The organism is Rothia mucilaginosa (assembly GCF_964210535.1).
GTDB classification, from domain to species: Bacteria; Actinomycetota; Actinomycetes; order Actinomycetales; family Micrococcaceae; genus Rothia; species Rothia mucilaginosa_F.
Map to the genome: position 1 here is coordinate 21,922 of NZ_CAXOMR010000024.1, position 14,603 is coordinate 36,524.

A 14,603-nucleotide genomic window follows, 5' to 3' on the forward strand; every position below is an offset into this window, starting at 1 on the left:
GCGCTGCTGCCCCGGGATGCTCAATGCTGGTCGGGGGCTGTTCCGGGCTGGTCGGGGGCTGCGCGGTACACTTAGGAACGTGTTCAAGATTCTTTTCTATACCCCTGAGATTCCGGGCAATACCGGCAATGCTATCCGTTTGGCGGCGATTACTGGCGCTGAGCTGCACCTGGTGAAGCCGCTGGGCTTTAACTTTGATGATGCGCATCTGCGCCGCGCGGGTCTGGACTATCACGACCTGGCGGTGGTGACGGTGCATGAGACCCTTGAGGATGCGTGGGAGGCACTCGCCCCGGAGCGTGTTTTTGCGTTCACGACGACTGCTTCGACTTCGTATGCGGATATTGAGTATCGTCCCGGTGACGTGTTCATGTTCGGTCCGGAGTCGGTGGGTCTGCCCGCTGAGGTTCAGCAGGACCCGCACGTGAGCGAGCGGGTGAAGATTCCGATGAAGCCGGGCCGCCGTTCGCTGAACCTGGCTAATTCTGCGTCCATTGCGATTTTTGAGGCGTGGCGCCAGAACGGTTTTGAGGGAGGCGCCATCTAGCATGGCTGCAACACACCATAATCTGCCGGAGCATCTGGTTCAGCAGATTCTGGAGACAGCCCCTCCCCTGGCTGAGCAGATTCGTTTGGATCCGCAGAATAGGGAGTTTACGGAACAGGGCTGGGCGCCGGTCTTTTCAGCCTCCCCTCATGCTCGTATTGTGGTGATTGGTCAGGCGCCTGGACGCACCGCGCAGGAGAGCCGTATCCCGTGGAATGACCCGAGCGGCGTGAAGTTGCGCGAGTGGATGGGCGTGTCGGATGAGCAGTTCTATGACCCCGACCTGATTTCGCTGCTACCAATGGATTTCTATTACCCCGGTAAGGGCGCGCACGGCGATAACCCGCCGCGTAAGGATTTCGCGCCGAAGTGGCATCCGCAGCTTCTGGATCTCATGCCGAACGTTCAGCTGATTCTGCTGGTGGGGGCTTACTCTCAGAAGCACTACCTGGATGGTGTGCACGCCCCAAAGGCGCAGAAGAACCTGACGGAGACGGTTCGTGCGTGGGAGTCTTATCTTCCTAAGTTTCTGCCGCTGGTGCATCCTTCGCCGCTGAATTTTAGGTGGCAGGCGAAGAACCCGTGGTTCGAGCAGGAGGTTATCCCGGCTTTGCAGAAGCGCGTGGGCGAGGTTCTCGAGGGCCTCTAACCTGCCCCTATCTGCAACACCAATACAGTTTGCTGTACTAACGAAAGAAGCTCCCACCCCGCGTATGGGGTGGGAGCTTTCTTTCGTTACACCATGTGGCACTCTTTTGAAGTTAGAGTTACTGAACGGTAGAGCCGGCTGAGCGGGTGTTTCCCAACCGCGTTTCTACCTGTTCAGAGGCAGAGTGCGTTTTACTTCTGGCTGTCGGCGTCGCCCAGGGTCACGGTGATGTCATGGGTGGAGGAGCCGCGCTTAATCTTCAGCTTCAGATCAGAGCCTGCTGCCGCGGCACGCACGGTACCGTTAAGCTCGTCGCTCTTGGTCACGGCGTGACCGTCGGCTTCAATCACGACGTCGCCGGATCGCAGGCCTGCTTTCGCGGCGGGGCTGTTAGATTCTACCGAGGCAATTTCAACGCCACCGGGGATGAGCTTGGACGAGCCCGAGCCGGTGTCCGCGGGGCTGTTCTTCACGCTCGCGCCCAGGTAGCCGTGGGTTGCCTTACCCTTGGCGATGATCTCGGAGGAGATGCGCTTGGCGTAGTTGGAGGTAATGGAGAACGCCATACCGTCGGCGGTGCCGCCATCCTGGCTTGCCTGGCCCTGCGCGTTAATGCCGACCAGTTCGCCCTTGAGGTTCACCAGCGGGCCACCGGAGTTACCGTGGTTGATGGGAGCGTCAACCTGAACCATGGGGATGTAGTTCTGGCCCTTCGCATCGGCAGGCTGCACGCGGTTTGCGTTCGAGACCACGCCGGAGGTTACCGATTCGCTACGACGATACGGCGCGCCGAGGGCAACCACTACCTCGCCGGAGACCAGCTTGGAGGAGTCACCCCAGGTGATGGGCTGCAGGTCCAGGCCGGAGGGGTTAATCTTCAGGACCGCCAGGTCAGCGGCAGAGTCCAGGCCCACCACGGTTGCGGTGCGTACGGTGCCGTCGCTCAGGCGCACCTCAATGGTGGATGCTTCTCTGGAAGATTCGAGGGTAACCACGTGGTGGTTGGTGAGGATGTGGCCTTCCTTGTCGAGGATAACGCCACTACCGCCGCCGGAGGAGGAGCCGTTCGAAGCAACGATGGTCACGGTAGAGGGCAGGACCTTCTTCGCGGTTTCTGCTACGCCTGCCACGGTGGAGGAGTTGCTGATATTGGAGCTGACGGAGCCGCGCGAGGAAGCGCTGGAGGAGCTGTTGTTCGATGCTGCGATGCCGCCTCCGACGCCCGCGCCAACGCCGCCGCCAACGAGGGCTGCGAGCAGAGCTGCGGTGAGCACAACACCGGCACCGTAACGCTTGTTGTTATCGGTGTTCTGAGGTGCAGACTGTGCCGAAGCGACCTGAGCAGCCGCCGCCTGGGGGTAGGTGTATCCGGGAGAGGCGTATGCCTGCGGGTATGCGTTCTGACCCTGCTGCTGGTTTGCGGGCTGGTAGCTTGCCTGTCCGTTCACGTTCTGCAGGGGACGGGTTGCATCCGTGACGCCGTCATTGCCGCCGTAAGACCATCCGTTGTTCTGAGTCATAAGTTCTCCTAGAGTCGCGCGTGTGCCTCACCCTGGGCGCACGCTATCTTTCTACTGTAGAGGGTGTTTTATGGCGTTCTATATTTTTTTGCTGTTGGTTATCGGGGAGTTCCCTGGGAATTTTCCTCACACCCTTTCATCGGCAGCTGATTCGCGGGTCTGAGATACCCGGAGATTTGCCCGACGGCTAGTTTGTTTTGGGGCTTTGTTCGCTACTCGCTCTCATGTTTCTCTTTTAAAGCGCCCAGTTTTTCTCCACGGTTTACACAGCATGATGCTTCTTGGTACACAGCTTGAACACAGGGTCAGTCCGTAATGTTGAAGGCACATAGAGCCGAGAACAAAGGCAAAGGACAAAGGCAAAGGAGAAACCCATGATGATCGGAACCCTGATTTTCTGTGCGGTCTTGGCAAGCTCCATCGGTATTGGTGCGGGTATTGTGGCGTGTTGCTCGGGAATGGTGTACCGCCGTCATCGTGCGGAAAAGGCCTCCGAGCTGGCTCAGCAGATGGCTACCCACGCACTGACTGCCGGTAGGTAGCGTATAGAGTTTGATAGTTTTCCGGGGCGGGAGATGAGAGCCCTGCACCGGGAGGGGCGAGAATCCCCAGTATGTCCCGAAGGGTCGGTGTGAGGACCGGCCCGGGTGTGATAATGAGTTGAGTGATGATTGATGCGGCGTGAGCCCCTACATGGGGCGCACGCCGCATCGTCTTTTAATTGTGAGGCGGATGCGGGAAGCACTGGCGGAGAGCACCCGGTACCCCGGCTACTTCCCTTTTAGTATGCGGTAAGGCAACGGCGTTGCGAGCACCCGGGATTTAGCTGGGTTATGGTGAAGTCATGAGGATTATTTCTGCTGTTTTCGCTCTTCTTGGCGCGTTGCCGACCCTACCGGCGGTGGCATCTTCGCTGGACGGCGCAACCCGCCTGTACGCGCTACTTTTGTTTGTACTGATCTGCGCGGTGGTGGCGTTGTTTGCGTCGTTGAGCCCGTCGCGCCGTCGTGCGCGTGAGATTAGACGGCAGGTATTGCAACAGCAGCAGCAACAGCAGAACCAGGCGATGAATCAGCAGGTTCCCCCTCACCAGGCACCCAATCAGCAAGTACAGGGCGCGGTGAGCTACCCGATGCACTACCAGCCGAAGCCGGCACAGCCGGGTAATGGTGCTCAACAGGCGCAGCCGGGTAATAGTGCTCAGCCGGGTCATAGTACTCAGCAGAGTCAGCAGGCTCAGGCGCCTTCGCCTCACACTGCCTCGCCTCACACTGCCTCACCTCAGCCTCCTCAGCCGGTGGCTGCACCTTCGCCGTTGGAGCCGATGCAGGTAGGTGGCGAGTCTAGTTCTTCTACAGCGCAGAACCATTCAGCAGAAAGCCCATCAGCAGAAAACCGGGAGCAGCAGAGCATGCCCCAGAACACCCCGGCGCATCCTGACGAGCGCCCGCAACAGGAAGCCGCCCAGCAGACTCCCAAGAGTAATCCGGCACAGAGTAACCCGGCACAGAGTAACCCGGCGCCCTCCGATCCGTTCTCTTTGAGCACCAATTTCAAGCTCATTCCCCCTCTAGAGAACGCGCAGCGCAGCCGCTACCCCATGGTGCTTTCTGTCAGTAAATCTGAGGATGAAGTCTTTGCGTTGCCGTCGATTAGCGGTGTGCCGCGGCATCTGCTGGTCGGTACGCAGGAGAATCATGTTCCGCTGAATCAACGTCCTCGCCTGCAGCAGGTCGATATTCTTGAGAACTATCTCATGCGTGCGGTCATGAACCTGCAGACGCTCGAGCGTGCACAGGTTTCTCCGCTACACAGTTTCAAGGAGACTGCCCAGGCTGACCGCACGGTACTTGCCGCTGAGCTGGAAGAAACCATCCGGGTATCTCGGCTGAAGCTGAGCGGGGCGCTGGAGTTTTATACGTCCCTGCCTCGTCTGGCGGATACCCCGGGCTCTTTCGCTTTTGCCCGTGATCACGCGCTCTCTTTGAGCGCCGCCGTCATTAGCCTGACCGAGGAGTGCTTTGAGCGTACCTTCCGTTGGCGTCTACTGGAGGATAGCCTCCCGGATTCTTTGAGCGACCGTCTCTACGCGGTGCGTTATCTGCGTGAGAGTGCCCAGAAGCTGGCGGCTTTTGTGGAACTGAGCGAATTTGAGCGCGCTATGCAGCTTGCCGAGACTTGGAAGAAGACTGTTCGTAAGGATTCGAAGATCGACGAGGCCAAGGTCTGGAATGAGATGACCGAAGTCGCCTTTGACGTTCTGCCCGAGTTGCGAGAGCGGGCGTTGAAGGGTGTGCAGTCTACGTTGGAGTTTAGCGAGCTTTTCTACCGTCCCGGCGAGGATGGTACGCACCGTATGTTCCGTCCGGAACAGCTGAGCGAGTTTGAGCTCAAGGGCGTGCAGTCCACGCTGGAAGAGCGCCTGGAGAAGGTGCGTCTTGAGCTTCAGGATGCGGAGTTCTGCGCCGCTGTTTTGAGCTTGCAGGCGCGCTCTGTCATTGAGCTTCTGGAGGAGCTTCTGCAGGTTGAGCAGGACGGCGTTCTGGCGGAGATTGTGACCGATTTGCGAGCGCTTGCTCATGACTCGCCCGACCTTGCCGAGCAGCCTATCCAGACGTTGATGTTCAGCCGCGAACAGTACGCCCCGGATGGGGAGGATCTTCCAACCATTGGCGAGCGCATCCGTTCCCTCTCGAGTGTTCCCGAGGTTCTAGCGTTCGTGCACTACGAGGGACCGGTGCTTCTGGTGGGCGTCTCGGATCCGTATAAGGCGTTTTCCGGGGAAGGTTCCTTCGAGGGTCTGCTTTCGGAGGAGAAAAGGTTATCTTCCATGCCGTTGTCAGTGCTGCGCACCCATTCGCGGCTTCTACGGCAGGTGCTTCGTCTGCAGAATCTACGGTTGAAGCTGGCGTGGGTGAGTAGCTGTAGCGGTTACATGCCTTTGAGCCTGGTTGATCGGTATTACGTCGGCCCTTCTGCCGGGGATGAGGATTTGAAGGAGCTGACCGAAAATATTGAGGCGCTCGCTGAGCTTCTGGATGCCCATTCTAATTCCCAGGTGTATAAGGGCCGTGGAGTGCCGACTACACCCTTTTTGTGGTCACAGATGCGAAAGCAGGCAGATCGCAGTTCTAGGTTGCTGAATACTGTGCAGTTCTTAGGCTGGATGTTCGCCTCGTCTTCGCGGGTTCAGGTGGTGAACGGCATGGCACAGAGCATCCACGATGTTGATTCCGCGGAGGTAGTAGGTCACCTGATGAGCAATCTGAAGATTGCGCGTCGGCGCTAACTAGCTGAATAGCCGGTGAGCCGGGGTCTGGCGTGAGGCTAGACCCTGGCTTTCCTATATACCGGCTTTCCTGTATAAAGCCTGGGAAGACGGTAAACGGTCGGCAAACAGCGGCGCAATATTCTCGTATCTGTGCTGTTGGGCCCCTGCGCCACCGCTACACTAATAATGTGACCAGCACTAAGGTGTGCGTTGAACAAGCACGCCGTGAAGTGCAGGTCCGTTCATACTTCACGACAACGGAGGAAAGACCATGACCGAGCACGCCTTTGCGCGTCAGATTCGTCCCGCACGCCCTCGCCTGCGCACTATCTTGGGTGCCACAGTGCTGGCGGCAGGTCTTTCTTGTGCCCCGGTAGTTCTGCCGGTTGGTTCTGCATTTTTGAGCACCTCGGCGCAGGCGGCTGACCCGATGCAGATTACGGGCACCACCGTGTACGATTCCACGAACTCTTTGGGTGATACCGCTACCCTGAAGTCTAAGATTTCTGCTCTGTCGAAGAAGCACAACGTGGATTTGCACGTTGTGGTCATCGATAAGTTTGAGAACCCGTCTACTTCTTCGAGCTGGACGAAGGCGCTTGCTACGAAGAACAATTGGGGTTCTGCCGATGTGGTGCTGGTGATTGCTACCGAGTCTCGCCAGGCGTATTTCTTGGCGGGTAGCACGAAGACCCTGTCGAGTGATCAGCAGACGAAGGTGTACCAGAACTACATTAAGCCGAAGCTGCAGAATAGCGACTATTCGGGTGCGGCTCTTGCCGCAGTTGAGGGTATCGAGGCTCAGAAGGGCGGTAGCTCTTCTGGCGTGGTAACCGGTGTGCTCGGTGTGGGTGCGGCGGCGACCGTGGGTGCTGGCGGTTACGCGATGTACCGCCGCCGCAAGAAGAAGAACGCTCAGCAGCAGCCTCAGCGTTCCTACGGTGCGCCTCGTAACTACTCCCCCATTCCGGAGGTTCCGCTGGAGGAGCTGCGCACCCGCGCCGGTAGCGCCCTGCTGCAGGCTGATACGACGATGAGCCACGCGAAGCAGGAACTGGATTTTGCGCGCGCACAGTACAGCGATCAGCAGGTTGCTGAGTTCGCCCAGGAGATTGCGCGTGCTGAGGATCTGATGCGTAAGTCCTTCCAGCGTCAGCAGCTTCTGACCGACAGCATCCCCGATACCGAAGCTGAACAGCGTGCGTGGCTGACTGAGATTATCGATAATTCTCAGGAAGTCACCCGCATTGCTCAGGAGCAGGACGCTAAGCTGGCTCAGTTGCGCAACCTGGAGCAGGAGGCGCCTCAGGCTATTGAGGCTCTGGCTCAGCGCCTGCCGCAGCTGCGTGCCTCGGTGGAGGAGATTGCCGCCCAGTACCGTGCGTTGAAGGAGCGTTACCTGCCCAGCGCTCTGGAGCCCATTTCGAAGACTCCCACCCTGCTGGATTCGAACATGGTGCTGTGCGCTGCGGAGCTTGAGAAGGCTCAGGCGACCGTTGCTACCGCCCGTTCGGAGGCGGTTGCTCACCTACGCACCGCAGAGGAAGCTGCCTCGCAGATTCAGGCTCTGGGTGCGGCTGTGAATACTCGCGCGCAGGAGCTGGAGCAGGCTCAGCTGGGCCTGAGCACCGACCTGCTGAGCATTCAGCGTGACGTGGCTGAGGCTAAGAGCCTCGCGGCGTCTCAGCGTCGCGATGATTTGGGTGCGGTCGCCGCCGGTATGGAGGCGGTGCTCAACCAGGTCAACCAGAGCGCTTCGGCTCGCCCGAATGACCCGCTGACTCTGGCGAACCAGCTGCGTCAGCTCTCTGCCGAGCTGGATAAGGCAATGACGAATATGCGTGCTACCCGCGAGCGTTCTCGTGCGGCTTCGCAGAATCTGGATCGTACGATGCGTTCTGCCTACGCTGCGGTGAACGGTGCGCGTAGCTACATCAACAACCGCCGCGCTGCGGTCGGCCCGATGACTCTGACCGCTGTCTCTGAGGCGGAGCGTCACCTGGGTCAGGCTCAGCGCCTGGCTTCTTCGGATCCGCTGAACGCTATGAAGGAAGCCAACATGGCGATCCAGAAGGCGACCGACGCACAGAACCGCGCTCAGAGCGAGGTCGGCAACTACTACAACAACCAGAACGACCGAGGCGGTAGCGGCTTCGGTGGCGACCTGGCGAAGGGCCTGCTGCTGGGCGCTCTGATGACCGCCATTAACTCCGGCACGAGTAGCTGGGGTAGCAGCGGTGGCCACAGCAGTGGCGGTAGTAGCGGCGGCAGCTGGGGCGGCGGCTTCAGCGGAGGCGGCGATTGGGGTAGCGGCGGCGGTGACGGCGGTAGCTTCTAACCCCCTCCACTAACGTTCCTGTCGGCTGGTTTCTGTAGGCGTTTCTACAGGCTGACCGGCAGGGTGCGTAGCTCACCTCACCGGTTTCTTCCCCAGTCGGAAAGTACCCGAGGTAATTTACCAAAAGTTTAGGTTGCAGAAATCAGGCGTGCATCATTTTCACAGCATGCACCCAGAAATCTGCCACATAATTAGTTATACGGGCACGGCTCACGAGGAGCGTAGTGCTCCCCCGCAGCCCGTTGAACAGAAAGTAGGAGATTATGGCTAAGCAGACCATCTTCGGCCGTATTGCACAGCTCGCTAAGGCAAACATCAACGCTCTGATTGATGCAGCTGAGGACCCGGAGAAGATGCTGGACCAGATGGTCCGTGACTACACCAACAACATCCGCGAGGCGGAGGCTGCAGTAGCACAGACCATCGGCAACCTGCGACTGCTCGAAAAGGACCACGCTGAGGACGTCAAGACCGCTCAGGAGTGGGGCACCAAGGCTCTGGCAGCTTCTAACAAGGCTGATGAGTTCCGCGCAGCTGGCGACGTTGCCAACGCTGACAAGTTCGACAACCTCGCCAAGATTGCGCTGAACAAGCAGCTGCTGGCTGAGAAGGCTGCACAGGCTGTTGAGCCTCAGCTGGCTTCTCAGACTCAGGTTGTCAACCAGCTCAAGGACGGCCTGGAGAAGATGCGCTCCAAGCTTGAAGAGGTCAAGTACAAGCGCGATGAGCTGACCGCACGTCAGAAGACTGCAGCAGCTCAGACCCAGGTGAACGACGCTCTGAAGGCGTTCGACGTTCTGGACCCGACCAGCGAGATGAGCCGCTTCGAAGAGAAGGTTCGCCGCGAAGAGGCACGCGTCATCGGTCAGCAGGAGCTGGCAGCTTCCTCCCTGGACGCTCAGTTCAACACCCTGGACCAGATGGAGCGCGACACCGAGCTGGACGCTCGCCTCGCCGCTCTGAAGGCAAAGAACGCTCCGGCAGCTCCGGCTCCCCTGGCTGTGGAAGCTCCCACCCAGACCCTCTAAAAGGCCCGGTGAAGAGCTCCCCAACAGGGAGCTTCCCCAGATAAGCTGTTCTAGCTGACCTGGTGGATGTAGCACATAAAAGAACCGCCCCGTTCCTGAATTTCAGGAGCGGGGCGGTTCTTTATGCGTTAAGGGGTGCGAGCCTAGTTCGCGTAAATGTACAGGTAGCCTGCCATAGCGGCGCGGGTGATGGCTGCCGAGGAGGTCGAGCCGGTACCGATACCATTGGAGGCTGCCCAAGCCAGAGCCTGGGACGCGTAGCCGCCCTGAGCCTGTGCCGGGGAGCCAGCCGCACGGTACATGAACTCAGCCATAGTGGACTCGGTGACGGCTTCCAGGGGGCGGAAGTCGCTACCGGTGATGCCCTGCTGGCTCAGCCAGAAGATTTCCTTGTACGCGGGGTGGTTGACCGGAACGTCGTTGAACGGCGAAACAGCCGGTGCGTTCACTGCGGGGCGACCAGCCACGCGGTACAGGTAGGTTGCCAGCTGCGCACGGTTGACCGATGCGTTCGGGCGGAAGGTGCCGTCCGCGAAGCCGAGCATGATGCGGTGATCAGAGTTCCAGCTGATCTCGTTGTAGTTCGGGTTCGAGTCGGACAGGTCGCTGTAGCCCAGAGCGGGGGTCTTGCCCGCGAAGTCCAGGGAGGACGCCAGGATGTGCGGCAGGTCGTAGTCGTGGTGGCTGAAGCCGTCAATCAGCTTCACGCGAGCGTCAGAGAAGCCTGCACCCAGGTATGCGTTGTAGCCGGACTCGACTGCGCCTCGTGCGCTCCAGGTGACGGGGTTGGTGTTACCGGAGGTATCCTTCGCGCCAACCCACCAGTACATCGGGGATGCCTTGGTGGTTGCGTCAGCGTCCACGGAGCCGTCCGAGTCGCCGCCTGCGACCATGATGGAGCCGCCGCCGTTACGCCAGGAGGTGTTGTGGTCGGTCAGCTCGTAGGTGATGAACTCAGCGCCACCGGAGTAGCCCATGGTCCACACCTGGGAAGCGTCCAGGTTGTTCTGGCTGATGAAGGACTTCGCGAAGGAGCGGAAGAACTCGCCGTTAGCGTCCATGTCTTCCCACCAGGTGATGCCGTCGCCAGACGCGTTGGTGTCCGGGGAGATGACCGGCACGAAGACCATGTTACGGGCGTTAGCAATCTTGCCCATTGCCGCGAGCATGCCCTCATCGGGGGTGTAGACCTTGGACTCGTTGCGCTGCCAGTAGTCGCCGTCGAAGTAGAAGACAACACCAACGGGCTTGGAGTAGTCCAGGTTGTTCGCGTACACGTGGTACTGGGAGGTGGTGCCCGCCGGGGAGGTGTAGCTCTGGTAGGTTGCGGAGCTCATGGTGCGGGCGCGAGGGCCGGAGGTCTGCTTCTGCTCAGACTTCTGTTCGGTCTTCTGTTCAGCCTTGGGAGCGGCGGTTGCCTTGCCCTTAGTCAGCGAGTTGCTCAGAATCTGCGAGAAGTTGTAGTCGAAGTGGCCAGAGCCGTTCAGCACGGTTGCGGAAGCGTTGGTGTAGCCGGCGTTGCGGTAGGCGTTGTAGCCGCCCTCAACGGCGCCTCGTGCGCTCCAGGTCTGCGGGTAGGTCTCGCCGGTGCCATCGTTCGAGTTTGCGTACCAGAACATGGGCTGGGACTTCAGCGCAGCCGAGGGGGTGCCCTCGTCCAGGCCACCGCCCGCGATCATGATGGAGCCGCCGCCGTTACGCCAGGTCTGGGGCTTGGTGTTCAGCTCGTAGGTGATGAACTCAGCGCCACCGGAGTAGCCCATGGTCCACACGTTGGAGGAGTCCACGCCGTTAGCCGCAATGAAGGAGGAAGCGAAGGAGCGGAAGAACTCGCCGTTACGATCCATGTCTTCCCACCAGGTCACGCCAGCATCGTAACGGTTGGTGTCCGGGGAGATGACGGGCACAAACAGCATGTTCTGTGCCGCAGCGGATGCAGCCATCTCTGCCAGCTCGCCGGAGGGGTCGTAGACCTTGGACTGGTCGTTACGCCAGTAGTCGCCGTCGAAGTAGAAGACCACACCAACGGGCTTGGAGAAGTCCACGCCCTCAGCGTAGACGTGGTACTGCGAGGTGGTACCCGCCGGGGAGGTGTAGGACAGGAAAGTCTGGTTGGTGCGGGTTGCGGGAACGGTGCTGCCGGCAACGGTGGACTGTGCCGCCTGAGCGGTCTGCGCGGGCTGCGCGGCAGGGGTTGCAGCGCTCTGGGTAGCTGCGGGAGCCTGGGTAGCTGCGGGGGTCTGTGCAACCTGTGCCAGGGTGGGCTGAGCGGAAGGCTGAGCCGCCTGTGCGGACTGGAAGGTAGCCGAGGGGGTTGTCTGCTGAGTTGCCTGGGCAGTGTAGGTCTTCTGGATGGGCTGAACCGCGGTCGTTGCGGGAGCCTGCTGAGTCTGCTTTGCCTGTTCTGCCTGCTGGCGGATCTGCACAGCAACCTGAGAGAGGGTCGGCTGCACGGTGGAAGTGAACAGAGACTTCGGAGCCTGGGATGCGGTAGCTGCGCCGGGGATGTCCTGAACGACAGGTGCGAAAGCAGAAGCGGGTGCGACCAGGGTGCTACCGAGCACGGAGGGTACGGCAATAGCTGCGAGAGAGCCAGCCTTAACAGTGCGGGGGCGAAGTGCCATGGGGTTGTCCTCGTTGTTGGTGTTTCTGGGGCGCGAACGCCCGAGAGTGGTTGAGTGATAGGTGGTCTATAGGTGAGAAGCCTATAGGCGGTCGGCCTGCGAATGTGATGCCGCATGGAGCAAGTCCAGTAACCGTCCCGTGTGTGTTGCGGGGGTTTCCTCGTGTGATGGAGGGGTGCAGTATTCATTTCGGAGAGCTACGCGGCGGACCGCGGTGACCACGTACTCAAAGCTACCAGGTCAAAAAGCCTTTTCCAGCGGTTTTTTGGGGCTATTTTTGGGTATCGAACAAGATTCAATCTTAACAAGAGCTTTTTCTAAGCTTCTAGTTTAACTTGAATCACCCTCAAGTAGAGGTTGAATGGGCTATTTTTCCTTGATTTTCCGGGGTTTTTGAGCGTTTTTTGAAAGAGTTTCAAAAAACTCTACAATTAACTTGAATGTTTCGTATGTGATTACAATCACTTTCAGAGTGAATTGTTGCACTCGAAGCCCAATTTTTGCCAAAAACCGCGGAATTCCGGGGCAAAACGGGTGATTTCCAAGCCCGGAATATAGGCACCTTTCGCATATTCCACTTTGAGAATGCACTTTGAGGCAAAAACAGCCCCCTCGCCACTCTCCCACCCAGGCATCCTATCGGACCCCTCATCACGCTCTTGAGACCCGCCCCAGAGCCCCCTTCAGGACCCCTTTCAGATCCCCTTTCAAGGAGCTCAAAAGCAGCGTCTCAAGAAGGCGTAACCACCCTCCAGCAACCGCTCGGAAGTGACTCCACCACCCCCATGGGCACACCCGCTTGAAGCCCCGATAGACGGACTGAGGAATACCTCGAAAGACGCATCGGGAGACGTTCCGAAACCAGTCCAGGGTACTTTCACGACGGTTCTATGAAATTCCGTGAGGAGGTTTCAAGAGGGGTTTCGAGAGGCCGAAAGATCCACCTCAAGCACCCCGGAAGGGGCAGCAGGCTGCCCCCCCCCATCAGTCTCCCCGAAGCACCGCCCCGACAAGGTTCAGAAGACCCCCTCCGCAGATTACAGAAGGCAGGAGATACGGAGAGGCCGGAGATATAAAGAAAGCCGCCCAGCAGGCGGCAGAAAGGTAGCACAAGAAGAAGAAAAGTAGGCGGCAAATGAAGACAGGTCGCCGACAGGAAAGGTGCAGGAAGGTGGCGAAAGAAGGCAGACCGGCGGTCGGAAGGTGACGGGAGGACAGCAGAAGGAGACAGGTCGGCGGGAGTACGGGTTTTAGGGAATAAAAAAACTCCCGATAGCTAAGCTATCGGGAGTTATCCGTTGCGGGGACAGGATTTGAACCTGCGACCTCCGGGGTTTTTACTAACGTCGGTGAAACGTGCATAGCTATACTTCACTTGGAAAAGCGTATGTGAGGATAGCTGCACTTCCAACGGATAGGTTTCCAAGTGACGGCAAAGCGAAGTCAGCGTTTGCTAAACTGTTCTATCGAATCCCAGTTTGAGATCGGTCCTTGCAAGTTCCACACCTTCGTTTTATTCCGCTATCACGAAGGCTATTTCCGGCTCTTCCGAGTTGAGTGTGGGTGACCAGGTATTGGTCGGGGGTTGTGGGTAGAGGTCGAGGTCCTTGATGATGAGCGGACTTCTACCACCGCGATCTTCAAAGGACCTCCTGTTGACTTCTTACCGTGACGGATCATGGGGCAGCCACACACAGAGCACGATGCAGTATTCACAGGAACGAGGCAAACACGACCAACTGAAAGAGTGACTTTCCCGCACCAGAAAGCCGAAAAGTCACCCAACCAGCAACACGTAGTGTCCTATAACCCAGAAAGAAAGCTCTCCCTGGAAGCCACTGAGGCTTCCAGGGAGAGCAGTCAGAGAGTGCGAAAGACGAATACACCGCTATCAAGCGTGAGGCGGCCGATGGGGGAGTCGTAGGTGGCGAGCGCCGGATCAGAATTGCTCGGGGTGATCGCGGTAGGCATACGCCCACACTGTCACGGCGACAGTCACAGCGCGAGTCCACGCGTCACGGACAGCGTCCAGTTCTGCGCCCTCGAAGCCCTCCGCCAGGAGACGGTGCCCGACCTCCACAGTCGGCGCGATGAAGGCGAGCACGTAGCGCAGAGGCACGAATGGCGTCGAGTCCGCCCCATCCGCCGCGTTCTTCGCCGCGGTCATGTGTCGAGCTCCGATCAGGTACTGGTAGTCCAACCACGCCTGATCCCGCTCGCGCGTGCACATGTCGATGACCCACTGGGCGAATCGGGGCTTTGACGCCTGCGCGTACTCGGGGTTCGGCTGTCCATCCGGATGCGCGGAATGTGCTGCCAGGTAGGTCTTTTGAGCCAAAATCCCGCGCCACGTGTCGACCATTTCCATGGCATGCGGCGCCAGGATGGGTTCTGCTCGCGCGAGTAGCTCTGCGTCACCGGGCTGGACGTGCGCGGCGGCCTCAATCTGGCGTAGATCCTCGAGTGTGAGCGGAGACGTGGGGACGGCATCGGTGCCGTAGGTGTACCCCGACGAGTGGTCGTAAGCGGTCATACGAACCTCCTTGAACTTATGCGTCAATTGTAGAACGTGCTCTTGCTCAGGTCAAGTCCTGTGGAGTGGTGTAATCGTTTTGTGTCCTTCGGA

9 protein-coding genes are annotated in these 14,603 nt (G+C 59.1%); 6 read left to right on the forward strand and 3 right to left on the reverse strand.

The window, feature by feature from the left end; all coding sequences use genetic code 11:
- Positions 1 to 79: 79 nt before the first annotated feature.
- Together AB8C10_RS07750 and AB8C10_RS07755 are read left to right on the forward strand one after the other, a co-directional pair.
- Entirely contained in the window at positions 80 to 547 is a 468-nt protein-coding gene (locus AB8C10_RS07750) for a tRNA (cytidine(34)-2'-O)-methyltransferase (protein WP_070507585.1), read from the forward strand.
- A gap of 1 nt (position 548) precedes the next feature.
- On the forward strand, positions 549 to 1,196 hold the full coding sequence (locus AB8C10_RS07755; RefSeq protein WP_368867389.1) for a uracil-DNA glycosylase family protein: 648 nt from the start codon (positions 549 to 551) through the stop codon (positions 1,194 to 1,196).
- 191 nt (positions 1,197 to 1,387) lie between these two features.
- Here the strand turns inward: AB8C10_RS07755 and AB8C10_RS07760 are convergent, their stop codons facing one another.
- Positions 1,388 to 2,716 (reverse strand): S1C family serine protease, encoded by a 1,329-nt coding sequence (locus AB8C10_RS07760; protein WP_049349457.1) that lies wholly within the window; start codon positions 2,714 to 2,716, stop codon positions 1,388 to 1,390.
- A gap of 374 nt (positions 2,717 to 3,090) precedes the next feature.
- Between AB8C10_RS07760 and AB8C10_RS07765 the strand changes: the two genes are divergently transcribed.
- The 4 genes from AB8C10_RS07765 to AB8C10_RS07780 all read left to right on the forward strand — a co-directional run bounded on the left by AB8C10_RS07765 (position 3,091) and on the right by AB8C10_RS07780 (position 9,353).
- Complete coding sequence (locus AB8C10_RS07765; protein ID WP_162837313.1) at positions 3,091 to 3,258, forward strand: hypothetical protein; 168 nt, start codon at positions 3,091 to 3,093, stop codon at positions 3,256 to 3,258.
- A gap of 302 nt (positions 3,259 to 3,560) precedes the next feature.
- Entirely contained in the window at positions 3,561 to 6,005 is a 2,445-nt protein-coding gene (locus AB8C10_RS07770) for a non-ribosomal peptide synthetase subunit (protein ID WP_368867390.1), read from the forward strand.
- A gap of 253 nt (positions 6,006 to 6,258) precedes the next feature.
- A complete protein-coding gene (locus AB8C10_RS07775; protein WP_368867391.1) occupies positions 6,259 to 8,325 on the forward strand; it encodes a TPM domain-containing protein in 2,067 nt (688 codons plus the stop codon).
- 263 nt (positions 8,326 to 8,588) lie between these two features.
- Positions 8,589 to 9,353 (forward strand): PspA/IM30 family protein, encoded by a 765-nt coding sequence (locus tag AB8C10_RS07780; protein ID WP_298699053.1) that lies wholly within the window; start codon positions 8,589 to 8,591, stop codon positions 9,351 to 9,353.
- 143 nt (positions 9,354 to 9,496) lie between these two features.
- On the opposite strand, the gene AB8C10_RS07785 is transcribed toward AB8C10_RS07780, so the two are convergent.
- The gene (locus AB8C10_RS07785) at positions 9,497 to 11,977 is read right to left on the reverse strand and encodes an S-layer homology domain-containing protein (protein ID WP_368867392.1); all 2,481 of its coding nucleotides are present in this window, start codon (positions 11,975 to 11,977) and stop codon (positions 9,497 to 9,499) included.
- Positions 11,978 to 13,916: 1,939 nt separating this feature from the next.
- Positions 13,917 to 14,510, reverse strand: coding sequence for a protoglobin domain-containing protein (locus AB8C10_RS07790; protein WP_294649969.1), 594 nt, complete (start codon positions 14,508 to 14,510; stop codon positions 13,917 to 13,919).
- Positions 14,511 to 14,603: the final 93 nt, after the last annotated feature.